We start from the raw sequence: 24,262 nt of genomic DNA, 5'->3' as shown, positions 1-24,262 counted from the left end.
TCCCGGTAGACTCGACCCTCGTGACTCCTGCCGAACTCTCCGCCGCGTACCTGTCGATCCTGACCGGGATCGTCGAGCGACGAGGCGCGTCCGACACCGTGACGATCGGGGAGTCCCACGTGGCCCTCGAGCGGCCGAAGAACCGTGCACACGGGGACTGGGCGTCGAACGCGGCCATGCAGCTCGCGAAGCGCCTCGGCACGAACCCGCGTGAGCTCGCGACGGAGATCGCCGGTGAGCTGACCGAGCTCGACGGCGTCGCCTCGGTCGACGTCGCCGGTCCGGGCTTCATCAACATCACGCTCGAGGCCGCTGCCGCCGGCGAGGTCGCGCGCACGATCGTCGAGCAGGGCGGCGCCTTCGGGCACGGCGACCTCTACGACGGCGTCCGCATCGACCTCGAGTTCGTCTCCGCCAACCCGACCGGCCCCATCCACATGGGCGGCGTCCGCTGGGCCGCGGTGGGTGACAGCCTGGCGCGCGTGTTCGAGGCGCAGGGCGGACTCGTCACCCGTGAGTACTACTTCAACGACCACGGTGCCCAGATCGACCGCTTCGCCCGGTCGCTCGTCGCCTCGGCACTCGGCGAGCCCACCCCCGAGGACGGCTACGGCGGCGCCTACATCGGCGAGATCGCGGCGCGCGTCATCGCGACCCTGCCCGCCGGCACCGACGTGCGGGACCTCCCGCGCGACGAGGCGCAGGAGCTGTTCCGCCGCGAGGGCGTCGAGTTCATGTTCGCCGACATCAAGTCGTCGCTGCACGACTTCGGCGTCGACTTCGACGTCTACTTCCACGAGAACTCGCTGCACGAGTCGAAGGCCGTCGAGCGCGCCATCGACCGGCTGCAGTCGCTCGGCAAGATGTACGAGGCCGAGGGCGCGCTCTGGCTCCGCACGACCGACTTCGGCGACGACCGGGACCGCGTGGTCATCAAGTCGGACGGTCAGCCGGCGTACATCGCGGGCGACCTGGCGTACTACCTCGACAAGCGCGAGCGCGGGTTCGAGCGGAACCTCATCATGCTCGGCGCCGACCACCACGGGTACGTCGGCCGCATGATGGCCATGTGCGCCGCGTTCGGGGACGAGCCGGGCACGAACCTCGAGATCCTCATCGGGCAGATGGTGAACCTGCTCAAGGACGGCCAGCCGTTCCGGATGTCGAAGCGCAACGGCACGATCGTGTCGATGGAGGACCTCGTCGACGCCGTGGGCGTGGACGCCGGTCGGTACGCCCTCGTCCGGTTCGCGAGCGACACCTCGATCGACATCGACCTCGACCTGCTCACGAAGCGGACCAACGACAACCCGGTGTTCTACGTGCAGTACGCCCACGCCCGCACGCAGTCGGTGGCCCGGAACGCCGCCGCCTCGGGGGTGGACCGCTCGGCGTTCGACGCGTCGCTGCTCACGCACGAGACGGAGAGCGCGCTGCTCGGGGCCCTCGCCGAGTACCCCCGCGTGGTGCGCCAGGCGGCCGAGCTCCGTGAGCCGCACCGCATCGCGCGGTACATCGAGCAGCTCGCCGGGCTGTACCACCGCTGGTACGACGCCTGCCGTGTGACGCCGCTCGGGGACGAGGCCGTGACGGACCTGCACCGCACCCGCCTCTGGCTCAACGACGCCACCGGTCAGGTCGTCCGCAACGGCCTCGGTCTCCTCGGGGTGAGCGCGCCCGAGCGCATGTAGTCGCTGCGGTGGCGCCGGGACGCGACGCCGCTCGTCGGGCGCACCCCACGCCTCCCAGGCGGGCTGCCGGGGGAGCCTGGCAGGGTGGGAGCCATGTCCGCAGCCACCGAGCCCTCCCGGAAGCGCCGTCGCTGGCCCGTCGTCCTCGTCGTCCTGGTGCTCGTGCTCGCCGCGCTCGTCGTCGTCGCGGAGTTCGTCCTGCGCGGCGTCGTCGACCGGACCATCGCCGACCAGGTGGAGCAGTCCCTGCCCGAGGGCGCCACCGGCGAGGTCAGCGCCCACGCGGACGGCGTCGTCGTCCCGCAGCTGCTCGCCGGAACGCTCGACCGCGTCGACATCACGTCGGACCGCCTGACGGTCGACGGCATCCCGCTCGCAGCGGACGTCACGGCGCACGACGTCCCCGTCGACGGCGTGGGTGACGTGCACGACGTCGACGGTCACGTCACGCTCGCCGCCTCGAGTGTCAAGGACCTCGCCAAGTACAGCCCGCTGTTCGACCGGCTGCGGCTCGTGGACGACGGCGTCGAGCTGTCCGGGTCGACCGCGGTGCTCGGCTACGACGTCACCTACGCTGCGACGGGCGACGTCGCGACCCAGCGCGACGGTCGTGGCGTGAGGATCACCCCGCAGAGCGTGCGGATCACGAACTCCGCGCTCGGCCTCGAGGTCGGTTCGATCCCCGGGGTCTCGAACGTCCCCGTCGAGGTCTGCACCGCGCAGTTCCTGCCCGAGCAGCTGCGCATCCGGTCCCTGGACATCAGCGCGCAGCAGGCCACGGTCCGGGTCACCGCCGACACGCTGCCGCTCACCGAGCAGGGGCTCCGCACGGTCGGCAGCTGCGACTGACCGTCGGCGTAACACCGGACGGGAGGGTCGGTCCGGCTCGGTAGGATCGGGTCCCGTGAGCGCGAACCCCCTTGCCCCGCCGCGGCTGCGGTTCCCGGCCGACGCGTCCGCCCTGACCGCGCGCATCTGGCCGGCCTCCGCGACCCGCACCGACGACGGCGAACTCGTCGTCGGCGGCATCACCGCGTCGGACCTCGTCGCGCAGTTCGGTTCGCCGCTCTACGTGGTGGACGAGCGCGACGTGCAGGCCCGCGCAGCGCGCGTCCGCACCGCCTTCACCGAGGCGTTCGAGCGCATCGGCACCCGTGCCCACGTCTACTACGCGGCCAAGGCGTTCTTCACGACGCAGGTCGCCGCGTGGATGGCCGAGGCCGGTCTCCGCCTCGACGTCTGCACCGCCGGCGAACTCGCGGTCGCCCTGGCCGGGGGAGCGGACCCCGCGCTCCTCGGCTTCCACGGCAACGACAAGTCCGACGCCGAGATCGCCCGAGCGGTCGAGGTGGGGCTCGGCACGATCGTGCTCGACAGCCACGAGGAGATCGGCCGCGTCGCCCGCGCCGCCGCCGACGCCGGCACGGTGCAGCGCGTCCGCATCCGGATCAACAGCGGGGTGCACGCCTCGACGCACGAGTACCTCGCCACGGCGCGCGAGGACCAGAAGTTCGGCATCCCCCTGACCGAGGCGGCCGCGGCCGCCGCCGCCGTGCGGGCCGAGCCGTCGCTCGCGTTCGTCGGGCTGCACTCGCACATCGGTTCGCAGATCTTCGACGAGTCCGGTTTCCGCGAGGCCGCGCGCCGCCTGATGGACGTGCACGCGGAACTCGTGGCGTCCGGTCCGGTGCCGGAGCTCAACCTCGGCGGGGGCTGGGGCATCGACTACACCGAGGCGGACGAGGCGTTCGCGCCGGAGGACGTCGCCGAGGCCCTCGCGACGATCGTCGCCGAGGCCTGTGCGGAGCGGGGCATCCCGGTGCCGGAGATCGCGGTGGAGCCCGGGCGCTACATCGTCGGCCCCGCAGGCGTGACGCTCTACCGGGTCGGCACGATCAAGCCCGTCGCGCTGGAGACCGACGACGGCACGTCCGCGACCCGTACCTACGTCTCGGTCGACGGCGGCATGAGCGACAACGCACGTCCGGCGCTGTACGGCGCCGACTACACGGCGCGGCTCGCCCGCGGATCCGACGCGCCCGCGGTGCTCACCCGGGTCGTCGGGAAGCACTGCGAGTCCGGGGACGTCGTGGTGAACGACGAGTACCTGCCGGGCGACGTGCACCGCGGCGACCTGCTCGCCGTCGCCGCCACCGGTGCGTACTGCTGGTCGCTCGCGAGCAACTACAACCACGTCGGACGTCCGCCGGTCGTCGCGGTCGCGGACGGCGCAGCCCGTATCCTCGTCCGTGGCGAGTCGATCGACGACCTGCTCGCCCGCGACACGGGGGTCGTCGCCGGCTCCGGCCGCTGACCCCGACCGACCGGGCTGACGCCCGACCCACAGGAATGCGCACCACATGATCGAATACCGCAATGTCCGCGTCGCGCTGCTCGGAGCCGGCTCCGTCGGTTCCCAGGTGGCCCGCCTGCTCCTCGAGCACGGCGACGAGCTCGCCTCCCGCGCGGGCGCCGGCCTCGAGCTCGTCGGCATCGCGGTCCGCGACGTGGACGCCCCGCGCGACGTGGACCTGCCGAAGGAGCTCTTCACGACGGACGCGGGGGCCCTGATCCTCGGTGCCGACATCGTCGTCGAGCTCATCGGCGGCATCGAGCCGGCGCGCACCCTCGTGCTCCAGGCGCTGCAGTCCGGGGCCGACGTCGTCACCGGCAACAAGGCGCTCCTCGCGACCCACGGCCCCGAGCTCTTCGCCGCCGCCGAGCAGGTGGGCGCGCAGCTGTACTACGAGGCCGCCGTCGCCGGCGCGATCCCGATCATCCGCCCGCTGCACGACTCGCTCGCGGGTGACCGCATCGAGCGCATCATGGGCATCGTCAACGGCACCACCAACTTCATCCTCGACCTGATGGACCGTGAGGGGTCCACGTTCGAGGCCGCCCTGTCCACCGCGACGGAGCTCGGGTACGCCGAGGCCGACCCGACCGCCGACGTCGAGGGCTACGACGCGGCGCAGAAGGCCGCCATCCTGGCCTCGCTCGCGTTCCACACGTCGGTGCCCCTGGCCGCCGTGCACCGCGAGGGGATCACCGCCGTCACCATCGAGCAGGTCCGTGCCGCGCGCAAGGCCGGCTACGTCGTGAAGATCCTGGCGACCGCCGAGCGCCTGACCGACGAGGACGGCGTCGAGGGCGTCAGTGCCCGCGTCTACCCGGCGCTCGTGCCGGAGTCGCACCCGCTCGCGAGCGTGCACGGCGCGAAGAACGCCGTGTTCGTCGAGGCGGAGGCCGCCGGCGACCTCATGTTCTACGGCGCGGGTGCCGGTGGTGTCGAGACGGCGTCGGCGGTCCTCGGCGACCTGGTGTCCGCGGCACGCCGACACGTCATCGGTGGCCCGGGCATCGCGGAGTCGACGCAGTCGGCACTGCCCGTCTTCCCGATCGGCACCGTCCGGACGCGCTACCAGATCACGCTGCACGTGGCGGACGCCCCCGGCGTGCTGTCGACCGTCGCCGGCGTCCTGGCGACGCACGGTGTCAGCGTCGAGACCGTCGAGCAGTCCGCCGCCACCGACCCGGGTGACGGCACGGCCGGCACCGCGAACCTCGTCATCGGGACCCACCTGGCCCGCGAGTCCGACCTGGCCGCGACGGTCGTCGCGCTCCGGAACGAGGACGTCGTCGTCGAGATCACCAGCGTCCTCCGGGTCGTCGGGGTCTGAGCCCCCGACCGTCCGCCCCCGACTGCACAACACCGAACAAGGAGAGCCTGATGGCCCACCAGTGGCAGGGAGTCCTGCGCGAGTACGCCGACCGCCTCGACGTCAGCGAGGCGACGCCCGTCGTCACCCTCGGCGAGGGCGGCACCCCGCTCATCCCGGCTCGCCGCCTGTCCGAGCGCACCGGCGCCGACGTGTACGTGAAGTTCGAGGGCATGAACCCGACCGGGTCGTTCAAGGACCGCGGCATGACGATGGCCATCTCGAAGGCCGTCGAGCACGGTGCGAAGGCCGTCATCTGCGCCTCGACCGGCAACACCAGCGCCTCGGCGGCCGCGTACGCCACGCACGCGGGCATCACCGCCGCGGTGCTCGTGCCCGAGGGCAAGATCGCGATGGGCAAGCTCAGCCAGGCCGTCGCGCACGACGCCCAGCTGCTGCAGGTGCAGGGCAACTTCGACGACTGCCTCGACATCGCGCGCGACCTCGCCGAGAACTACCCGGTGCACCTGGTCAACTCGGTCAACAACGACCGCATCGAGGGTCAGAAGACCGCCGCGTTCGAGGTCGTCGACGTGCTCGGCGACGCACCGGACTTCCACTTCCTGCCGGTCGGCAACGCGGGCAACTACACCGCGTACTCCCGCGGCTACCGCGAGGACGTCGCCGCCGGCCGCTCGACGAGGATGCCGCGGATGTTCGGCTTCCAGGCAGCGGGCTCCGCCCCGATCGTCTCCGGCGAGGTCGTGCGCCACCCGGACACCATCGCCTCGGCGATCCGCATCGGCAACCCGGCGTCGTGGCAGTACGCGCTCGAGGCACGCGACGAGACCGACGGCTACTTCGGCGCCATCACCGACGAGGGCATCCTCGCGGCGCACCGCATCCTGTCCGCCGAGGTCGGCGTCTTCGTCGAGCCGGCGTCGGCCATCGGCGTCGCCGGGCTCCTCGAGCGCGCGGACGCGGGCGTCGTGCCGCAGGGCGCGAAGGTCGTCATCACCGTGACGGGCCACGGCCTCAAGGACCCGCAGTGGGCCCTCCGCACGCAGGACGGCGGTGAGGTCGCTCCGACGAGCGTCCCGGTCGACACGAAGTCGGTCGCCGAGGTGCTCGGACTGGTCGGCTCCGCGTGAGCCCCGACCGCTCGTCCGGACCGGGGGAGGGCGCGACCGCCCGCAACGCTGTACCGGCCGGACGGGCGGTCCGCGTGCGGGTCCCGGCGACCTCCGCGAACCTCGGTCCGGGCTTCGACTCGCTCGGCCTGGCGCTCTCGGTCTACGACGAGGTCGTCGTCCGCGTCCGCCCCGAGCCCGGCGCGACGGTGACGGTCGAGGGCGTCGGCGCCGGCGAGGTCGCCACCGACGACGCGAACCTCGTGGTGCAGGCCGTCCGTCGCGGGCTGGCGCACGCCGGCATCCAGCAGCCGGGCCTCGAGCTGCACGCGGTCAACGCGATCGCGCACGGTCGTGGCATGGGGTCCTCGGCCGCGGCGATCGTCGCCGGTCTCATGGCCGCACGTGGGCTGCTCGAGGGGATCGTCGACCTCGACGCGTCGACCCTGCTGACCCTCGCCACCGAGATGGAGGGCCACCCGGACAACGTCGCGCCCGCGCTCTTCGGCGGCCTCACCATCGCCTGGATGACGGCGGAGGGCCCGGCGGTCAAGCGGCTGCTCGTGCACCGCGGCGTCTCGCCCGTGGTGTTCGTGCCGACGTCGACCCTGTCGACGAAGCTGGCACGCTCCCTGCAGCCGGCGAGCGTGCCGCACGAGGACGCCGCGTTCAACGTGTCCCGCTCGGCCCTGTTGGTCGCGGCGCTCATCCAGAGCCCCGAGCTGCTGCTCGCCGCGACCGAGGACCGCCTGCACCAGGCGTACCGCGCGAGCGCCATGCCGGAGACCGACGCGCTCATCGGGCTGCTCCGGCAACACGGGCTGGCCGCGGTCGTGTCGGGCGCGGGGCCGAGCCTGCTCGTCCTGGGCAGCGACCCCTCGCAGCGCCTCACCGCGGCCGACCTGGTCGCGCGACACGCACAGTCCGACTGGCGGCCGCTCATGCTGGCCGTCGACCTCGGTGGTGCTACAGTGGTGCCGCACTCGGCGCTCGAAGCCGATCCCGCGTAGGCGCAAGGACTGATCCGCACCGGACCCATCCGCGCTGGCGCAGGGTCCGGTGCGCGGGGGCACTCTCTTTCTGATCACCGAATCCCGGTCCGTCGTCTGAACGGCGGTCGCAGCGTTCATCCGGAGCGCATCCGTGCACCGGGACGGTGGAAACTCTCCGCGTTCTGCGGTTCGAAAGGAAACACCCACCTTGACGAACGTCAACGACTCCACCGCGGTGGAGATCCCCAGCGATCTGCGTGCTCTCCGCCTGCCGGAGCTCCAGCGCATCGCCTCCTCGCTCGGCATCACCGGGCTCTCCAAGCTCCGCAAGGGCGACCTCATCGCGTCGATCGAGGACAAGCGTCCCGAGTCCGCAGCCACCGGCGCCGACGAGCCGGTGGCGGAGCAGGCCGCGCCGGCGGAGCAGCCGACGCTCGCCGCCCCGGCGACCTCCCCGGCCGCCGACGAGGCGCCCGAGCCCGTCGGTGCGGAGCCCGCCGCTGAGCAGGCGACCGCCGAGCCGCGTGGGCGTCGTTCGCGCCGTGCCTCGTCGGGCGGCACGGTGAACGCCGGGCCGACCTCGGCTGCCGAGCACACCAACCACGGCCACACCGGTACCGAGGACCTGCTCGCTGGTCTCGACCAGGTGCGTGCCGAGCGGGACGCCGAAGAAGCCGCGCAGACCGGTCGTCGTCGTGGCCGTCGCGGCGGTCAGGACGCCGCCCAGCAGAACGGCGCCCAGCAGCAGGACGGTGCCCAGCAGCAGGACGCGGCGCAGCGGGAGTCCGACGCCTCCGTCGAGCAGCCGACCTCGGCCCCCGAGCAGGGCGAGCAGTCGGAACAGTCCGACCAGCAGGGCGAGGGCGGTTCGCGCCGCGGTCGCCGCAGCCGTGGGCGCGGCCGTGGCCGCGGGCAGAGCGCCGAGAACGGCGAGCAGCAGAACGGCGAGCAGCAGGGCGGTCAGCAGCAGAACGGTCAGCAGGGCGGCAAGAACGGCCAGCAGGGCGAGCAGAAGGCCGACGCGAAGCAGGACGACCGCCAGCAGAAGCAGAACGGCCAGCAGCAGAACGGTCAGCAGAAGCAGCAGTCCGGCGACGAGGCCGAGACGGGCCGCGGGCGTCGTCAGCGCGACCGCAAGCGCGGCCGCGGTGGGCAGAACGACGAGTTCGAGCCGGAGATCACCGAGGACGACGTCCTCATCCCGATCGCGGGCATCCTCGACGTGCTCGACAACTACGCGTTCGTCCGCACCACCGGGTACCTGCCCGGCCCGAGCGACGTCTACGTGTCGCTCGGCCAGGTGAAGAAGTACCACCTGCGCAAGGGCGACGCGGTCGTCGGCGCCATCAAGCAGCCGCGGGACAACGAGCAGCAGAGCCGCCAGAAGTACAACGCGCTCGTCAAGGTCGACACCGTCAACGGCCAGACCGCGGACGAGGCGGCAGCGCGCGTCGACTTCCAGGACCTCACGCCGCTCTACCCCAACGAGCGCCTGCGCCTGGAGACCGAGCCGCAGAAGCTCTCGACCCGGATCATCGACCTCGTCGCCCCGATCGGCAAGGGCCAGCGCGGCCTCATCGTCTCGCCGCCCAAGGCCGGCAAGACCGTCGTCCTGCAGGCCATCGCCAACGCGATCGCGAAGAACAACCCCGAGGCGCACCTCATGGTCGTCCTCGTGGACGAGCGGCCCGAAGAGGTCACCGACATGCAGCGTTCGGTGAAGGGCGAGGTCATCGCCTCGACCTTCGACCGTCCGGCCGAGGACCACACCACCGTCGCCGAGCTCGCCATCGAGCGTGCGAAGCGCCTGGTCGAGCTCGGCCACGACGTCGTCGTGCTGCTCGACTCGATCACCCGCCTGGGCCGCGCCTACAACCTGGCGACCCCGGCCTCGGGTCGCGTGCTCTCCGGCGGCGTCGACTCGGCGGCGCTCTACCCGCCGAAGCGCTTCTTCGGTGCAGCCCGCAACATCGAGGACGGCGGCTCGCTGACCATCCTCGCGACCGCGCTCGTCGAGACCGGTTCGAAGATGGACGAGGTGATCTTCGAGGAGTTCAAGGGCACCGGCAACATGGAGCTCCGCCTCAACCGGCACCTCGCCGACAAGCGGATCTTCCCGGCCGTCGACATCAACGCCTCGGGCACCCGTCGCGAGGAGCAGCTGCTCTCCGCCGACGAGGTCGAGATCACGTGGCGCCTCCGCCGCGCGCTCGCGGGCCTCGACCCGCAGCAGGCGCTCGACGTCGTCCTCCGGAACCTCAAGGAGACGCAGTCGAACGTCGAGTTCCTGGTCCAGGTGCAGAAGTCGGTCCCGACGACCGGCGGCCACCACAACGGCCACCAGGAGTAGGGCGTGTTCGAGTCGGTAGCGGGGCTGCTGGCGGAACACGAGGACCTGACGCAGCAGCTGTCGGACCCCGCGCTCCACGCCGATGCCGCCCGGGCGAAGAAGGTGAACCGGCGGTACGCCGAGCTCAGCCAGATCAAGGCCGCGTACGAGGCCTGGCAGGCGGCGGGGAACGACCTCGCCGCCGCACAGGAGCTCGCCCGCGAGGACGAGGCGTTCGCGGACGAGGTCCCCGCGCTCGAGGAGCAGCTGACGGAGCGCCAGGAGCGTCTCCGTCGGCTGCTCATCCCGCGCGACCCGGACGACGGCCGTGACGTCATCATGGAGATCAAGGGCGGCGAGGGCGGCGAGGAGTCCGCGTTGTTCGCGGCCGACCTCCTGCGCATGTACTCGCACTACGCCGAGTCGAAGGGCTGGAAGGTCGAGCTCCTCGAGCGCACCGAGTCGGACCTGGGCGGCTACAAGGACGTCCAGGTGGCGATCAAGTCGAACGCGACCGACCCGTCGCAGGGCGTCTGGGCGCACCTGAAGTACGAGGGCGGCGTGCACCGCGTCCAGCGCGTGCCGGCGACCGAGTCGCAGGGCCGCATCCACACGTCGACCACGGGCGTGCTCGTCTTCCCCGAGGTCGACGAGCCCGAAGAGGTGCAGATCAACCAGAACGACCTGAAGATCGACGTCTACCGGTCCTCCGGCCCCGGTGGACAGTCCGTCAACACGACGGACTCCGCGGTCCGCATCACGCACCTGCCCACGGGCATCACGGTGGCGATGCAGAACGAGAAGTCGCAGTTGCAGAACCGTGAGGCGGCGATGCGCGTCCTGCGTGCCCGCATCCTCGCGAAGCAGCAGGAGGAGCTCGACGCCATCGCCTCGGACGCGCGCAGGTCGCAGATCCGCGGCATGGACCGGTCGGAGCGCATCCGCACGTACAACTTCCCGGAGAACCGCATCGCGGACCACCGCACCGGGTACAAGGCGTACGACCTGGACCGCGTGATGAACGGCGCGCTCGAGCCCGTCGTCCGGTCCGCCATCGCGGCGGACGAAGAGGCCCGACTGGCCGCCATCGGCGACCAGGACGCCTGATGGGGACCGCCGCGTGACCGACGACGCCGCGGCCGGCACGTTCGCCGCGGACCGTCTCCTCAGGGAGGCGGCCGCGGCGCTCGGTGCGTCCGGCGTGCCGACCCCGCAGGTGGACGCCGAGCTCCTGCTCGCCTGGGCGACCGACACGTCGCGCGGTGCGGTGCAGGCGCGCGCGCTGACCGGGGGCGCGATCGCCTCCGAGCACGTCGAGCGGTTCCGGCACGCGGTCGCCCGGCGCGCGACCCGCGAGCCGCTGCAGCACGTCACGGGCGAGGCGCACTTCCGCGCGCTCACCCTCGCGGTGGGACCCGGCGTCTTCGTCCCGCGGCCGGAGACCGAGGGTGTCGTGCAGTTCGCGATCGACGCGCTCCGCGCCACCGCAGTACCGGCCCCGGTCGCCGTGGACCTGGGTTCCGGGAGCGGCGCGATCGCCATCGCGATGGACACCGAGGTGCCGAACGCCGTGGTCTACGCGGTCGAGCGCTCGTCGGACGCCCTGCCGTGGACCCGGCGCAACGTCGACGCGCACGGCGGCACGGTGCGGCTCGTCGAGGGGGACCTCGCCGACGCGCTGCCCGAACTCGACGGGACGGTGTCGGTCGTGGTGTCGAACCCGCCGTACGTGCCCGACGACATGGTGCCGGTCGATCCCGAGGTCCGCGACCACGACCCCGCGCTCGCGCTGTACGGGGGAGCGGACGGTCTCGACGCGGTGCGCGCGCTGACCGGGACGGCCTGGCGCCTGCTCGTGCCGGGCGGGCTGCTCGTCATCGAGCACGCGGAGCAGCAGGGTGCCGGCGTGCGCGAGGTCCTCGCCCGTCGGGGGTTCCGGTCCCCGGAGACGCACGTCGACCTGACCGGGCGCGACCGGACGACCACCGCGACCCGCTAGTCGGACCGGCGCCGCGCCTCCCGGCCGTCCCGGAGCTGCTCAGGCGAGCTGGGTGGTGCGCGCGGCGACGAAGTCGCGGACCGCCGTGCGCAGGTCGGTGTGCTCGTCGACGAGCACCGCGTGGATGCCGACGCGGCGTGCCCCCTCCACGTTGACCGGCATGTCGTCGGCGAAGAACGTGTGCTCGGCGGAGACCCCGTGGTGGGCGAGCGCCCGCTCGAAGACCTCGGGTTCGGGCTTCCGCGCGCCGAAGTTGCTCGTCGTGTCCAGGTGCTCGCCGAACAGCGGGGGCAGGGACGGCGCCCAGCGACCGATCCAGCGTCCGGCCAGCGGACCGTTGTTCGTGAGCAGGCCGACGCGCCCGTGCTCCGCGGCGATCCGCACCGCCTCGATCCGCTCGGGGAGCTCCGACATCGCCGCACCCCGGATCCGGGCCCAGTCCGCCTCGGGCACGTCGCAGCCCATCGCCTCGGTGAACGCGGCCAGGTACGCGTCGCCGTCGGCGTAGTGCCCGGCCTCGGCACGGGCCTCGTCCCCGCAGTCCCACCAGCGACGACGGAGCTCGTCGAAGGAGTGCCCGGTGTACTCGGCGAGGGCCGCCATGCGGACGCGCCAGTCGTACCGGACGAGCACCTCGTCCATGTCGAAGAGGAACAGGAGTCGGGGCGCGGGCGTCTCGTTCACGATGGCACCATTGTGGCGCACTATCATCGTCGAGTCATGGCCTCCCGATACGACTGCACCGACCCCGACGGGCTCCTGACCGGGATGCGGCTCGCACGTGCCGCGCTCGGGCGGGGCGAGCTCGTCGTCGTCCCCACCGACACCGTCTACGGCGTCGCTGCGGACGCCTTCAGCGCGACCGCCGTCCAGCGGCTGCTCGACGCGAAGGGCCGCACGCGCCAGTCGCCGCCGCCCGTCCTCATCCCCGGGCCGCCGACGCTCGAGGCCCTGGCGACCGAGATCCCGCAGCAGGTGCGCGACCTCGTGGACGAGTTCTGGCCGGGCGGGCTCACCGTGATCCTCCGTGCGCAGCCGTCGCTCGACTGGGACCTGGGGGAGACCCGGGGCACCGTCGCCCTGCGCATGCCCGACTCGCGGATCGCCCTCGAGCTCCTGCAGGAGGTCGGGCCGCTCGCGGTGTCGTCCGCCAACTTCACCGGCGACCCCGCAGCGATGGACGTCGACCAGGCCGAGTCGATGCTCGGCGACAGTGTGTCGGTGTACCTCGACGGCGGCCCGCTCGCGCTGCACGACGGCTTCGCAGCGTCGACCGGCTCCACGATCGTGGACGCGACCGCGCTGTCCACCGGCGGGAAGCTCACGATCGTGCGGCACGGGGTGATCGCCGACGAGGACATCGTCCGGGTCGTCGGAGCCGACCTGGTGACGTGAAGTACTACCTGCTCGCGGGGGCCATCGCGGCCGTCGTGAGCTTCGTGTGCAGCTGGGCGGTGTGGAAGCTCGGCCTGCGGTACGGCTGGTACCCCAAGGTCCGCGAGCGTGACGTGCACCGCACGCCCACGCCCCGGTTGGGCGGCATCGCGATGTACCTCGGGGTCATCGTCTCGCTCCTGGCGGCCTGGTTCCTCTTCCCGTCGATCGCCGGTACCGACTACTTCCGGCTGGTGTTCTCGGAGCCGGGTCGCGTCCTCGCGGTCCTGGCCGGGGCGACGATCATCGTGGTGCTCGGCGTCGCCGACGACATCTGGGACCTCGACTGGATGACGAAGCTCGCCGGGCAGATCATCGCCGCGGGGATCCTGGCGTGGCAGGGCGTGGCGATCGTCTCCTTGCCGATCGGCAACACGCTCGGCGTCGGGTCGTCGTACATGAGCCTGATCTTCACCGTGCTCGCCGTCGTGCTCGTGATGAACGCGGTGAACTTCATCGACGGACTCGACGGCCTGGTCGCGGGCGTCGCGATCATCGCGGGCGGCGTGTTCTTCCTCTACACGTTCTTCATCAACCGCGTGGTCGTGCAGACGGAGTTCTTCTTCAACCTGCCGTCGCTGCTGACGGCGGTGCTCGTGGGTGCCTGCTGCGGCTTCCTCGTCCTCAACTGGCACCCGGCGAAGCTCTTCATGGGCGACGCGGGGGCGCTGCTCGTGGGGTTCCTCATGGCCACGAGCGCCGTCTCGGTGACGGGCAACATCGACCCGGCGGTGATCCAGACCCGCCAGGCCCTGCTGCCGGCGTTCATCCCGATCCTGCTGCCGTTCGCGATCCTGATCGTGCCGATCCTCGACTTCGGCCTCGCCGTCACCCGCCGTCTGAGTGCGGGGAAGTCGCCGTTCTCGGCCGACCGCAAGCACCTGCACCACCGCCTGCTCGACATGGGGCACTCGCACTTCCACGCCGTGCTCGTCTTCTACGCATGGACGGCGACGGTCGCCTTCGGGTGCCTGCTGTTCCTGTTCGTCGAGTGGTACTGGGTCGTGACCTTCGTCGCCGTGGGCTTCACCGTGTGCGCGATCGCCACCTTCGCCCCGCTCGGCCGCAAGCGCGCCGAGTTCGCCGCGCAGGCCGCCACCCGCTCGAACACCGTGGTCGACGCCAGCCTCGACCCGCTCGACCGCGCCGCCAACGAACGATCGATCCCTGGAGACCCCTCGTGACCGCACCGAACGCCCTCGACCACGTCCGGCCGGTGTTCCGCCGGATCCTCATCTGGGCGGCCGTGCTCGCCGTCGCCCTGGCCGTCGTCGGGGGAGTCACGGGACTCGTCGTCGCCGGCACGCCGGGTCTCGCGGGCGGTCTGCTCGGCGCCGTGCTCAGCGTGGTCTTCCTCGGCCTCACCGCCGTCTCGGTCCTGGTCGCTCTCCGGGTGTCGAAGGGGCAGATGATCTCGGGCGCCTTCTTCGGCATCGTGATGGGCACGTGGATCCTGAAGTTCGTGCTGTTCCTGGTGGTCCTCATCGCGCTGCGCGACCGTGCCTGGGTGGACTTCCCGGTGCTCGCCGTCGTCATCATCGTCGGGGTCGTCGGCTCCCTGGTGATCGACGTCGTCGCCGTGGCGAAGGCCCGCATCCCGATCGGCGTGGCCCTGCCCGGTGACGGTGGCTCGTCCGCGTCCGGCGGCTCCGCCGACGCTGGGAACGACACCCCCCGCCCCTGAGAGCCCGAGAAGCCTCTCGCACCTGATAGGCTTCTCGAAGTCCGCGTCCGGAGCCTCGCTCGGAGCGGACGAGCCTCCACAAAGTCCACCATCGCGTGCCGTGTGTGCGCGCGCCGACACAGGAGACAGCGCTGCTATCCCACGCTCTTCCCCTGTCCCTCACCGCCGCGGCCAACACCGTGGCGGCGGGGAGCAGCAAGGCCGCCGAATTCCATGGTCCGTCGATCAACGAGTTCTTCCCGGACCCGATCTTCTTCGCCGGGACCCCGATCGAGATGGACCGCATCGTCCTCATCCGCCTGTTCGCGGTGGCCGTGCTGCTCGTCTTCGCGTTCGTCGGGACCCGTGCGCTGAAGCTGGTCCCGAACCGCGGACAGGCCTTCATCGAGTACGCGTTCGACGTCGTCCGCCGCAACACCTTCGACAACCTCGGTGAGAAGGACGGCAAGCGCTTCCTGCCGCTCCTCGCCACCATCTTCTTCGGTGTGCTCTTCATGAACCTGACGGGTCTCATCCCGTTCATGAACATCGCCGGCACCAGCCGCATCGCGATGCCGATGATCCTCGCGATCGTCGCGTACGTCGCGTTCATCTACGCGGGTCTGCGCAAGCACCCGGGCACGTTCCTCCGGAACGCGCTCTTCCCGCCCGGCGTGCCGTGGTACCTCTACATCATCGTGACGCCGATCGAGCTCGTCTCGACCTTCGTGCTCCGTCCGGTGACGCTGACGCTGCGACTCCTGATGAACATGGTCGTCGGTCACCTCCTCCTGGTGCTCTTCTTCTCGGCCACCTGGTTCTTCTTCTTCGACGCCGAGAGCCTGTTCAAGCTCTTCGGCATCGGGACCCTGGCGTTCGGCATCGCGTTCAGCTTCTTCGAGATCCTCGTCGCGCTGCTGCAGGCGTACGTCTTCATGCTGCTGACCGCTGTGTACATCCAGCTGGCGCTGGCTGACGAGCACTGACCTACTGACCCCCATACGGCACGACATCCGTCGGGCCGCACTCGAAAGGAAAACACGTGGACGCAACGACCGTTCTCGCGGAGATCAACGGCAACATCGCAACGGTGGGCTACGGCCTCGCCGCGATCGGTCCGGCCATCGGCGTGGGCATCGTCGTCGGCAAGACGATCGAGTCCGTCGCTCGCCAGCCGGAGCTCCAGGGCCGTCTGACGACCCTCATGTACATCGGTATCGCCTTCACGGAGGCCCTGGCCTTCATCGGTATCGCGACGTACTTCATCTTCACCAACTAAGGCTTCTCGATGCAGACTGCACTCATCATCGCGGCGGAGGAGACCCACAATCCGCTGATCCCACCGGTGTACGACATCGTGTGGTCCGCGGTGGCCTTCGTCATCATCTTCCTCGTGATGTGGCGCGTCGTGACGCCGCGCATCACGAAGATGCTCGATGAGCGCACCGAGGCCATCGAGGGTGGCATCAAGAAGGCGGAGGCCGCTCAGGAGCAGGCCGCCGCTGCACTCGACGAGTACAACAAGCAGCTCGCCGACGCGCGTGCCGAGGCGTCGCGGATCCGCGAGCAGGCCCGCGCCGACGCGACCGCGATCGGCAACGAGGTCCGCGAGCAGGCGCAGGCCGATGCAGCACGCATCACCGCCAACGCCCAGGCGCAGATCGAGGCCGAGCGTCAGAGCGCGCTCCAGTCGCTGCGAAGCGAGGTGGGCACCCTCGCCCTCGACCTCGCCTCCGGTGTGATCGGGGAGTCCCTCAAGGACGACGCGAAGTCGGCTGCGGTCGTCGACCGCTTCCTCGCCGACCTCGAGGCGTCGCAGGGCCAGACGGCCGGGGAGCGCTGACCATGCGCAGCGCCACCAGGGAAGCGCTCGCGTCGACGCGGGCGGTGCTCGCCGACCTCGGCGACGCCGTCCAGCTCGGCACGGGTGTCGAGATCCTCGCCGCAGGGCGTGCGGTCGCCGGGGCGCCCCAGCTGCTCGGTCTGCTCGCCGACCCGACGGCTGACGTCGTCGGGAAGAAGGCGGTCATCGACCGCGTCTTCGGCGGCCAGTCCGACGCCACGCGTGCGGTCCTGACCGCGGTGGCCGGCTCGCGCTGGTCCTCGCAGCAGGACCTGCTGGCAGGGATCGAGGACGCGGGGATCCGCGCCGTCGCCCGGACCGCATCGGCGGAGACGTCGATCGAGGCCGAGCTGTTCTCCTTCGAGACCGCCGTCCGTTCGGACGCCGCCCTCGAGCTGGCGCTGGGCACCAAGCTCGGCAGCCCGTCGGAGAAGGGTGCGCTCGTGCAGCGCCTCGTCGGTTCCAAGGTCTCGCCGCAGACCACCGCGATCCTGGAGCACCTCGTGCAGCAGCCGCGGGGTCGCCGCATCGGTGAGATCGTCCGCGACGCCTCGCGCATCGTGGCCGACCAGGCCGGCAAGGTCGTCGCGACGGTCATCACGGCCTCGCCGCTCTCCGATGGCCAGGCGGCCCGCGTCGCCCGTGGCATCGCCGAGCGCTACGGCAAGGACGTCAGCGTGAACCAGGTCGTCGACCCCGCGGTCGTCGGCGGGGTCCGCGTGCAGGTCGGTGGCGACGTCATCGACGGCACGGTGTCCACGCGCCTGTCGGAGCTCCGGCTCCAGCTCGCCGGCTGAGCGTACCGTCGAAGCCGACTCCTCCAAGTCCACAACGGGAACTGCCCCTCACCGGGCAGCATCACCCTCTCGGAGCCGAAGGGCCCCGGAAACCAACAAGGAAAATCCCATGGCAGACATCACCATCAGCCCCGATGAGATCCGTGATGCCCTGAAGGACTTCGTCTCGAACTACGAGCCGACGAAGGCCTCCACGGCCGAGGTCGGGCACGTCACCGACGCCGGTGACGGCATCGCGCACGTCGAGGGCCTCCCCGGCGTCATGGCGAACGAGCTCATCCGCTTCGAGGACGGGACCCTCGGTCTCGCGCAGAACCTCGACGAGGACGAGATCGGCGCCATCGTGCTCGGCGAGTTCGGCGGCATCGAAGAGGGCCAGGAGGTCACCCGCACCGGCGAGGTCCTCTCGGCCCCCGTCGGCGACGGCTTCCTGGGTCGCGTGGTCGACCCGCTCGGCAACCCGATCGACGGTCTCGGCGAGATCCAGGCCGAGGGCCGCCGCGCCCTCGAGCTCCAGGCCCCGGGCGTCATGTCCCGCAAGTCGGTCCACGAGCCGCTGCAGACCGGCATCAAGGCCATCGACGCGATGATCCCCGTCGGCCGCGGTCAGCGTCAGCTGATCATCGGCGACCGCCAGACCGGCAAGACGGCCATCGCGATCGACACGATCATCAACCAGAAGGCCAACTGGGAGTCGGGCGACGAGGACAAGCAGGTCCGCTGCATCTACGTCGCGATCGGCCAGAAGGGGTCCACGATCGCCTCCGTCAAGGGCGCGCTCGAGGACGCCGGCGCGATGGAGTACACCACCATCGTCGCCGCCCCGGCCTCCGACCCGGCCGGCTTCAAGTACCTCGCCCCCTACACCGGTTCGGCCATCGGCCAGCACTGGATGTACGGCGGCAAGCACGTCCTCATCATCTTCGACGACCTGTCGAAGCAGGCCGAGGCCTACCGCGCCGTGTCGCTGCTGCTGCGTCGTCCGCCGGGCCGCGAGGCGTACCCGGGTGACGTCTTCTACCTGCACTCCCGCCTGCTGGAGCGTTGCGCCAAGCTGTCCGACGACCTCGGTGCCGGTTCGATGACGGGTCTGCCGATCATCGAGACCAAGGCGAACGACGTCTCGGCCTACATCCCGACCAACGTGATCTCGATCACCGACGGCCAGATCTTCCTGCAGTCGGACCTGTTCAACGCGAACCAGCGCCCGGCCGTCGACGTGGGCATCTCGGTGTCGCGCGTCGGTGGTGACGCACAGGTCAAGTCGATCAAGAAGGTCTCCGGCACGCTCAAGCTCGAGCTGGCGCAGTACCGCTCCCTCGAGGCGTTCGCGATGTTCGCGTCCGACCTCGACCAGGCGTCGCGCCGTCAGCTCGACCGCGGTGCGCGTCTGACCGAGCTCCTCAAGCAGCCGCAGTACTCGCCGTACCCGGTGGAGGAGCAGGTCGTCTCGATCTGGGCCGGCACGAACGGCAAGCTCGACGAGGTGCCCGTCCCCGACGTGCTCCGCTTCGAGGCCGAACTGCTCGAGCACCTGCGTCGCAACTCCGACGTCCTCACCACGCTCCGCGAGACCAACCAGCTCAGCGACGAGACCGTCGCTGCGATGGACCGCGAGATCGACGCCTTCACCAAGGGGTTCCAGACGAGCGACGGCCGGACCCTCGGGTCCGAGCAGTTCGACGCGGCGGACGCCGAGGACGTCGACCAGGAGCAGATCGTCAAGGGTCGTCGCTAGATGGCAGCACAGGTCCGGGTCTACCGGCAGCGAATCCGCTCCGCGAAGACCACGAAGAAGGTCACCCGCGCGATGGAGCTGATCTCGGCGTCGCGGATCCAGAAGGCACAGGCGCGCATGGCCGCGTCCGGTCCGTACTCGCGGGCCGTGACGCGGGCCGTGTCGGCCGTGGCGACGTTCTCGAACGTCGACCACGTGCTGACCACCGAGCCCGAGTCGTCGACCCGCGCCGCCGTGGTGCTGTTCACCTCGGACCGTGGCCTGAACGGCGCGTTCAGCTCGAACGTCCTCAAGCAGGGCGAGGAGCTCGCCTCCCTGCTCCGCAGCGAGGGCAAGGACGTCGTGTTCTACCTCGTCGGCCGCAAGGCGGTCGGGTACTTCACGTTCCGTGAGCGGGCGTCCGAGCAGCAGTGGATCGGCGGCACCGACCAGCCGGAGTTCTCGACGGCGAAGGAGATCGGCGACGCGGTCGTGTCGAAGTTCCTCCAGGACACCGCCGAGGGCGGCGTGGACGAGATCCACATCGTCTTCAACCGGTTCGTCAGCCTGGCGACCCAGGAGCCGCAGGTCGTGCGCCTGCTCCCGCTCGAGGTCGTCGAGGGGGTCGAGGAGCCGTCCGACGGTGAGCCCCTGCCGCTCTACGAGTTCGAGCCCGACGCCGACGCCGTCCTCGACGCGCTGCTCCCGGTCTACATCGAGAGCCGCATCTTCAACGCCATGCTGCAGTCGGCCGCTTCCGAGCACGCCGCCCGCCAGAAGGCCATGAAGTCCGCGAGCGACAACGCCGACTCGCTCATCAACGAGTTCACCCGGCTCGCGAACAACGCGCGTCAGGCCGAGATCACCCAGCAGATCTCCGAGATCGTCGGCGGCGCCGACGCCCTCTCGTCGAAGAAGAAGTAGTCCGCGAACGTTCGCGGACAGACACCACCCCTCAGGAAGGCACACGCCATGACCGACACCGCCACCACCGCGGTCGAGACGTCGTCGGCGCCCGGTGTCGGACGGATCGCCCGTGTCACGGGTCCCGTCGTCGACATCGAGTTCCCGCACGACGCCATCCCCGACATCTACAACCTCCTGTACACGACGGTCTCCATCGGTGACCAGACGCAGGAGATCGGCCTCGAGGTCGCGCAGCACCTGGGCGACGACCTGGTCCGTGCCATCTCGCTGAAGCCGACCGACGGTCTCGTCCGCGGTCAGGAGGTCCGTGACTCGGGCGCCCCGATCTCGGTCCCCGTCGGCGACGTCACCAAGGGCAAGGTCTTCGACGTGCTCGGCAACGTGCTGAACACCGACGAGAAGCTCGAGATCACCGAGCGCTGGCCGATCCACCGCAAGGCCCCGGCCTTCGACCAGCTCGAGTCGAAGACCACCATGTTCGAGACCGGCATCAAGTCGATCGACCTCCTCACCCCGTACGTGCAGGGTGGCAAGATCGGTCTCTTCGGTGGTGCGGGCGTCGGCAAGACGGTCCTCATCCAGGAGATGATCCAGCGCGTCGCGCAGGACCACGGTGGTGTCTCGGTGTTCGCCGGTGTGGGCGAGCGCACCCGTGAGGGCAACGACCTCATCGGCGAGATGGAAGAGGCGGGTGTCTTCGACAAGACGGCCCTCGTGTTCGGCCAGATGGACGAGCCGCCGGGAACGCGTCTGCGCGTGGCCCTGTCGGCGCTGACGATGGCGGAGTACTTCCGTGACGTCCAGAAGCAGGACGTGCTCCTCTTCATCGACAACATCTTCCGCTTCACGCAGGCCGGTTCCGAGGTCTCCACGTTGCTCGGTCGCATGCCGTCCGCGGTGGGCTACCAGCCGAACCTCGCCGACGAGATGGGTGTGCTCCAGGAGCGCATCACCTCGACGCGTGGTCACTCGATCACCTCCCTGCAGGCGATCTACGTGCCGGCCGACGACTACACCGACCCGGCGCCGGCGACCACGTTCGCGCACCTCGACGCCACGACGGAGCTCTCGCGTGAGATCGCGTCGCAGGGTCTGTACCCGGCCATCGACCCGCTGACCTCGACGTCGCGGATCATGGACCCCCGGTACCTGGGCGCCGACCACTACGAGACCGCGACGCGCGTCAAGCAGATCCTGCAGAAGAACAAGGAGCTGCAGGAGATCATCGCGATCCTCGGTGTCGACGAGCTCTCCGAAGAGGACAAGATCACGGTCGAGCGCGCTCGTCGTATCCAGCAGTTCCTCTCGCAGAACACGTACATGGCCAAGAAGTTCACGGGTGTCGAGGGTTCGACGGTCCCGCTCAAGGACACCATCGAGTCCTTCCGCGCGATCGCCGACGGCGAGTTCGACCACGTGGCCACGCAGGCCTTCTTCAACGTCGGTGGCATCAACGACGTCGAAGAGAAGTGGGCGCAGATCCAGAAGGAGAACCGCTGACATGGCGGCACTCACCGTGAGCGTCGTCTCGGCGGACCGCGAGGTCTGGACGGGCGACGCCACCATGGTCGTGGCACGCACGACGGAGGGCCAGATCGGCATCCTCGCGGGGCACGAGCCGCTGCTCGCGACCCTCGCGCAGGGGCAGGTCCGCATCACCCGGGCCGACGGCTCGACGGTGACGGCGGACGCCGAGGACGGCTTCCTGTCGGTCGAGCACGACACGGTCACGATCGTGGCGCGGCAGGCCGCGCTGGCGTCCTGACCGATCTGACCGTCCTCCTCCCGCCGTCGGAGACGAAGCGGGAGGGCGGGGATCCGACACGAACCCTCGACCTGGGTGCGCTGTCCTTCCCGGAACTGGCCGACGAGCGGGCCGCGGTGATCACCGCGGCCCGCTCCGTCAGTTCCGAGGAGTCCTCCGCGCGGACGGCCCTGAAGCTCGGTCCGAGGTCGATCGCCGAGCGCCTCCGGAACCTCGAGCTGGACTCGTCCCCGACGATGCCGGCCATCGAGCGGTACACCGGGGTGCTCTACGACCCGCTCGGCGCCGAGGGTGCGGACGAGACCACCCGTCGGTGGTGGGCGGAACACGTGGTGATCCAGTCCGCCATGTTCGGGCCCATCGGTGCCGGTGACCGGATCCCGGCCTACCGGCTGTCGCACGACTCGCGACTGGGCGCGCTCCGGCTCGCCAAGCACTGGCCCGCTGCGGCCGCCGATGCGCTCGTCGCGCGGTCCCACGGACTCGTCCTGGACCTGCGGTCCGAGGGGTACCGCGCGCTCGGTCCCGTTCCGGGGGCGGTGGCGCTGCGCGTCGTGAGTGTCGACGAGGGCGGGCGTCGGAAGGCGTTGAACCACTGGAACAAGACGGCGAAGGGGCGACTCGTCGCGCTGCTCGGCCGGACGGCTGCCGAGGTCGTCGACACGGACGAGCTGCTCGCGTGGGCACGGGCGCACGACGTGGTGCTCGAGCGGACCGCGGACGGCTGGGACCTGGTCGCGGATAGCTTGGAGGCCGTGCCGGCCTGATCCTGCACAGCCTGGTCGTCACCGTTCGCGGTCCACAGGTTCGTGCACGGAGCGGTCCGGAGGCGCGTGCTCCGTCACGATCTCGAGCATGACCTCGACGAGACACGGACACCCTGCCACCCCGATGCGCTACCCCCGCGAGATCGCGGCTGCCGTCACCCTCCGCGCGGCGTGCGCCGCACTGGTCGCACCCCCGCCGGCCGGGGCCTCCGCCGACCAGCTCGACCGCAGGCGCGCGGTGGCGGTGGTCACGGCGTGCGGCGCGCTCGCGACGCGGTTCGCGATGGTCGGCTTCCTCGCTGACCGTCGTGGTCCGGATCCGCGCGAGGTGGTCCCGTTCGACCCGTTCCGCGACCCGACGCCAGCGGCGCTCGGCGGGTCCGGCCCGGAACCCGACCGTGCTCGGCTGCGGCTGGCGGGGGACCGGTGCGCCACGGCGTGGCGGGCGTGGCGGACGGACGGCGGGCCGTCGGGTGACGTCGCGATCGGTGCGGCCGGCGCGCTCGCGCTCGGGTCGTGGTGTGCCTGGGCCGTGGGCTCGGCCGCCCGGGCCGAGGTCCGCGCTCGGCACGCACTCGACACCCGTCCGGACGACCCGTTCGCGTGGCTGGTGCTCCGGGCCGTGCGTTCCGGCTACGGACCGGCGTGGTGAGGGAGCCCCACGGGGCGGACCGGATCGTCTACGGTGGGATGACCATGGAGGCAGGGCGGGAACGCGGCGACGACGTCGACGACACGGTCATCCGTGCGCGTCCTGACACCGACGCCGAGGACGACGACCGCGCGGCTCCGGCTGCGGACGACACCGTCGTCCGTCCGCCCGCCGCCGTGCCGGACGACGACGACCCGCTCGGCGACACCGTCCTCCGCCCGCGCTCTGCCCGGCTGCTGCCCGGTGACCCGCTCGTCGACACCGTCATCCGGACCGGGGCGGAGGATCGTGCCGCAGGCGGAGGACCCGTCGACGACACCGTCGTCCGACCGCACCCGCGTCCGGGCGCGGCGTACTCCGGTGCGTCGGACGGCGGCATCGGCACGGCGCGACCGACGGCCGGGGCGAACGGTCCCGGCGGCGGTGCCGCGGGCCTCCCGGCTGGCCCGGAGACCCGCGCACGGGTGCCGTCGATCCGGATCGGCGGCCGTGTCGTCCGCCTCGACCGACCGGTGCTCGTGGGCCGCAGGCCCGCGCTGCCCCGGGTGGTGCGGGGCGCCGAGCCCCGCCTGCTCACCGTGCCGTCCCCGAGCGGGGAGGTGTCGTCGTCGCACCTGTTGGTGCACGCCGAGGGCGAGGCTGCGGTCGTCGACGACCTGCGATCGACGAACGGCACCGTGGTCCGTCCACCCGGAGCCGCGCCGTTCCGGATGGCGGCGGGTGCGTCGATCGTCGTCCTGACGGGTACGGTTGTCGAGATCGGCGACGGCAACGTCATCGAGTTCCTGTCGCCGCATCTCCGGGCCGGACCGGACGACGGCCTCCCACCGTTCCCGTCGGTCCCCTGACGGATCGACCGACCGGCACGCCCCCGACCCCCAGAGAGCGACCCTGAAA

General features: G+C 71.0%; 24 protein-coding genes. 23 read left to right on the top strand and 1 reads right to left on the bottom strand.

Annotated elements, in window-relative coordinates; all coding sequences use genetic code 11:
• Positions 1-20: 20 nt before the first annotated feature.
• The 9 genes from argS to prmC all read left to right on the top strand — a co-directional run bounded on the left by argS (position 21) and on the right by prmC (position 11,800).
• Positions 21-1,691 carry an arginine--tRNA ligase gene (gene argS, locus DEJ23_RS02345; RefSeq protein ID WP_111238620.1) on the top strand — a complete coding sequence of 557 codons (1,671 nt, stop codon included), beginning with the start codon at positions 21-23 and terminating at the stop codon, positions 1,689-1,691.
• A 93-nt stretch (positions 1,692-1,784) separates the two neighbouring features.
• Positions 1,785-2,540 carry an LmeA family phospholipid-binding protein gene (locus DEJ23_RS02340; RefSeq protein WP_111238619.1) on the top strand — a complete coding sequence of 252 codons (756 nt, stop codon included), beginning with the start codon at positions 1,785-1,787 and terminating at the stop codon, positions 2,538-2,540.
• Between the two features lie 55 nt (positions 2,541-2,595).
• Positions 2,596-4,005 (top strand): diaminopimelate decarboxylase, encoded by a 1,410-nt coding sequence (gene lysA / locus DEJ23_RS02335; protein ID WP_111238618.1) that lies wholly within the window; start codon positions 2,596-2,598, stop codon positions 4,003-4,005.
• A gap of 46 nt (positions 4,006-4,051) precedes the next feature.
• Positions 4,052-5,371: a homoserine dehydrogenase gene (locus tag DEJ23_RS02330; protein WP_111238617.1), complete on the top strand. Its 1,320-nt coding sequence runs from the start codon at positions 4,052-4,054 to the stop codon at positions 5,369-5,371.
• A 50-nt stretch (positions 5,372-5,421) separates the two neighbouring features.
• A complete protein-coding gene (gene thrC, locus DEJ23_RS02325) occupies positions 5,422-6,501 on the top strand; it encodes a threonine synthase (RefSeq protein ID WP_111238616.1) in 1,080 nt (359 codons plus the stop codon).
• 74 nt (positions 6,502-6,575) lie between these two features.
• Positions 6,576-7,490, top strand: coding sequence for a homoserine kinase (thrB, locus tag DEJ23_RS02320; RefSeq protein WP_258375225.1), 915 nt, complete (start codon positions 6,576-6,578; stop codon positions 7,488-7,490).
• Between the two features lie 190 nt (positions 7,491-7,680).
• Complete coding sequence (gene rho / locus DEJ23_RS02315; protein ID WP_111238614.1) at positions 7,681-9,822, top strand: transcription termination factor Rho; 2,142 nt, start codon at positions 7,681-7,683, stop codon at positions 9,820-9,822.
• 3 nt (positions 9,823-9,825) lie between these two features.
• Positions 9,826-10,908: a peptide chain release factor 1 gene (gene prfA / locus DEJ23_RS02310; protein WP_111238613.1), complete on the top strand. Its 1,083-nt coding sequence runs from the start codon at positions 9,826-9,828 to the stop codon at positions 10,906-10,908.
• A gap of 13 nt (positions 10,909-10,921) precedes the next feature.
• The gene (prmC, locus tag DEJ23_RS02305; protein WP_111238612.1) at positions 10,922-11,800 is read left to right on the top strand and encodes a peptide chain release factor N(5)-glutamine methyltransferase; all 879 of its coding nucleotides are present in this window, start codon (positions 10,922-10,924) and stop codon (positions 11,798-11,800) included.
• A gap of 39 nt (positions 11,801-11,839) precedes the next feature.
• Here prmC and DEJ23_RS02300 read toward each other — a convergent pair whose 3' ends face one another.
• The gene (locus tag DEJ23_RS02300; protein WP_146240170.1) at positions 11,840-12,484 is read right to left on the bottom strand and encodes an HAD family phosphatase; all 645 of its coding nucleotides are present in this window, start codon (positions 12,482-12,484) and stop codon (positions 11,840-11,842) included.
• 36 nt (positions 12,485-12,520) lie between these two features.
• Here DEJ23_RS02300 and DEJ23_RS02295 point away from each other — a divergent pair, with 36 nt between their 5' ends.
• From DEJ23_RS02295 to DEJ23_RS02230, 14 genes are all read left to right on the top strand, one after another.
• Positions 12,521-13,195 carry an L-threonylcarbamoyladenylate synthase gene (locus DEJ23_RS02295; protein WP_111238610.1) on the top strand — a complete coding sequence of 225 codons (675 nt, stop codon included), beginning with the start codon at positions 12,521-12,523 and terminating at the stop codon, positions 13,193-13,195.
• Positions 13,192-14,418, top strand: coding sequence for an MraY family glycosyltransferase (locus DEJ23_RS02290; RefSeq protein WP_111238609.1), 1,227 nt, complete (start codon positions 13,192-13,194; stop codon positions 14,416-14,418). Before DEJ23_RS02295 ends, DEJ23_RS02290 begins: the two co-directional genes overlap by 4 nt.
• Positions 14,415-14,918, top strand: coding sequence for a hypothetical protein (locus DEJ23_RS15580; RefSeq protein WP_111238608.1), 504 nt, complete (start codon positions 14,415-14,417; stop codon positions 14,916-14,918). The genes DEJ23_RS02290 and DEJ23_RS15580 overlap by 4 nt, the downstream gene beginning before the upstream one ends.
• Before the next feature lie 179 nt (positions 14,919-15,097).
• A complete protein-coding gene (atpB, locus tag DEJ23_RS02280; protein ID WP_111238607.1) occupies positions 15,098-15,883 on the top strand; it encodes a F0F1 ATP synthase subunit A in 786 nt (261 codons plus the stop codon).
• Positions 15,884-15,939: 56 nt separating this feature from the next.
• The gene (gene atpE / locus DEJ23_RS02275) at positions 15,940-16,176 is read left to right on the top strand and encodes an ATP synthase F0 subunit C (protein ID WP_027465781.1); all 237 of its coding nucleotides are present in this window, start codon (positions 15,940-15,942) and stop codon (positions 16,174-16,176) included.
• Between the two features lie 9 nt (positions 16,177-16,185).
• Positions 16,186-16,740 carry a F0F1 ATP synthase subunit B gene (locus DEJ23_RS02270; RefSeq protein ID WP_111226178.1) on the top strand — a complete coding sequence of 185 codons (555 nt, stop codon included), beginning with the start codon at positions 16,186-16,188 and terminating at the stop codon, positions 16,738-16,740.
• Between the two features lie 2 nt (positions 16,741-16,742).
• Positions 16,743-17,537: a F0F1 ATP synthase subunit delta gene (locus tag DEJ23_RS02265; RefSeq protein WP_111238606.1), complete on the top strand. Its 795-nt coding sequence runs from the start codon at positions 16,743-16,745 to the stop codon at positions 17,535-17,537.
• Positions 17,538-17,646: 109 nt separating this feature from the next.
• Complete coding sequence (atpA, locus tag DEJ23_RS02260) at positions 17,647-19,275, top strand: F0F1 ATP synthase subunit alpha (RefSeq protein ID WP_111238605.1); 1,629 nt, start codon at positions 17,647-17,649, stop codon at positions 19,273-19,275.
• Complete coding sequence (locus DEJ23_RS02255) at positions 19,276-20,178, top strand: F0F1 ATP synthase subunit gamma (protein ID WP_111238604.1); 903 nt, start codon at positions 19,276-19,278, stop codon at positions 20,176-20,178.
• Positions 20,179-20,226: 48 nt separating this feature from the next.
• Complete coding sequence (atpD, locus tag DEJ23_RS02250) at positions 20,227-21,681, top strand: F0F1 ATP synthase subunit beta (protein ID WP_111238603.1); 1,455 nt, start codon at positions 20,227-20,229, stop codon at positions 21,679-21,681.
• Between the two features lies 1 nt (position 21,682).
• Positions 21,683-21,946, top strand: a complete 264-nt coding sequence (locus tag DEJ23_RS02245; protein ID WP_058729238.1) for a F0F1 ATP synthase subunit epsilon — start codon at positions 21,683-21,685, stop codon at positions 21,944-21,946.
• Positions 21,943-22,713, top strand: a complete 771-nt coding sequence (locus DEJ23_RS02240) for a YaaA family protein (RefSeq protein ID WP_111238602.1) — start codon at positions 21,943-21,945, stop codon at positions 22,711-22,713. Before DEJ23_RS02245 ends, DEJ23_RS02240 begins: the two co-directional genes overlap by 4 nt.
• 88 nt (positions 22,714-22,801) lie before the next feature.
• Positions 22,802-23,365, top strand: a complete 564-nt coding sequence (locus tag DEJ23_RS02235; protein WP_111238601.1) for a DUF4192 family protein — start codon at positions 22,802-22,804, stop codon at positions 23,363-23,365.
• A gap of 38 nt (positions 23,366-23,403) precedes the next feature.
• The gene (locus tag DEJ23_RS02230; protein WP_146240168.1) at positions 23,404-24,213 is read left to right on the top strand and encodes a hypothetical protein; all 810 of its coding nucleotides are present in this window, start codon (positions 23,404-23,406) and stop codon (positions 24,211-24,213) included.
• Positions 24,214-24,262: the final 49 nt, after the last annotated feature.

It is taken from the genome of Curtobacterium sp. MCSS17_008 (assembly GCF_003234185.1).
Lineage (GTDB): Bacteria > Actinomycetota > Actinomycetes > Actinomycetales > Microbacteriaceae > Curtobacterium.
The sequence above is the reverse complement of the archived record's forward strand: the minus strand, read 5'-3'. Positions and strand labels throughout refer to the sequence as shown.

Excerpts from the sequence above, each read along its gene's own strand:
- DEJ23_RS02340 (WP_111238619.1), top strand. The coding sequence starts at position 1,785 with ATGTCCGCAGCCACCGAGCCCTCCCGGAAGCGCCGTCGCTGGCCCGTC.
- DEJ23_RS02330 (WP_111238617.1), top strand. The coding sequence starts at position 4,052 with ATGATCGAATACCGCAATGTCCGCGTCGCGCTGCTCGGAGCCGGCTCC.
- thrC (WP_111238616.1), top strand. The coding sequence starts at position 5,422 with ATGGCCCACCAGTGGCAGGGAGTCCTGCGCGAGTACGCCGACCGCCTC.
- DEJ23_RS02295 (WP_111238610.1), top strand. The coding sequence starts at position 12,521 with ATGGCCTCCCGATACGACTGCACCGACCCCGACGGGCTCCTGACCGGG.
- DEJ23_RS02270 (WP_111226178.1), top strand. The coding sequence starts at position 16,186 with ATGCAGACTGCACTCATCATCGCGGCGGAGGAGACCCACAATCCGCTG.
- DEJ23_RS02265 (WP_111238606.1), top strand. The coding sequence starts at position 16,743 with ATGCGCAGCGCCACCAGGGAAGCGCTCGCGTCGACGCGGGCGGTGCTC.
- atpA (WP_111238605.1), top strand. The coding sequence starts at position 17,647 with ATGGCAGACATCACCATCAGCCCCGATGAGATCCGTGATGCCCTGAAG.
- DEJ23_RS02255 (WP_111238604.1), top strand. The coding sequence starts at position 19,276 with ATGGCAGCACAGGTCCGGGTCTACCGGCAGCGAATCCGCTCCGCGAAG.
- atpD (WP_111238603.1), top strand. The coding sequence starts at position 20,227 with ATGACCGACACCGCCACCACCGCGGTCGAGACGTCGTCGGCGCCCGGT.
- DEJ23_RS02245 (WP_058729238.1), top strand. The coding sequence starts at position 21,683 with ATGGCGGCACTCACCGTGAGCGTCGTCTCGGCGGACCGCGAGGTCTGG.
- DEJ23_RS02235 (WP_111238601.1), top strand. The coding sequence starts at position 22,802 with ATGACCTCGACGAGACACGGACACCCTGCCACCCCGATGCGCTACCCC.
- DEJ23_RS02230 (WP_146240168.1), top strand. The coding sequence starts at position 23,404 with ATGACCATGGAGGCAGGGCGGGAACGCGGCGACGACGTCGACGACACG.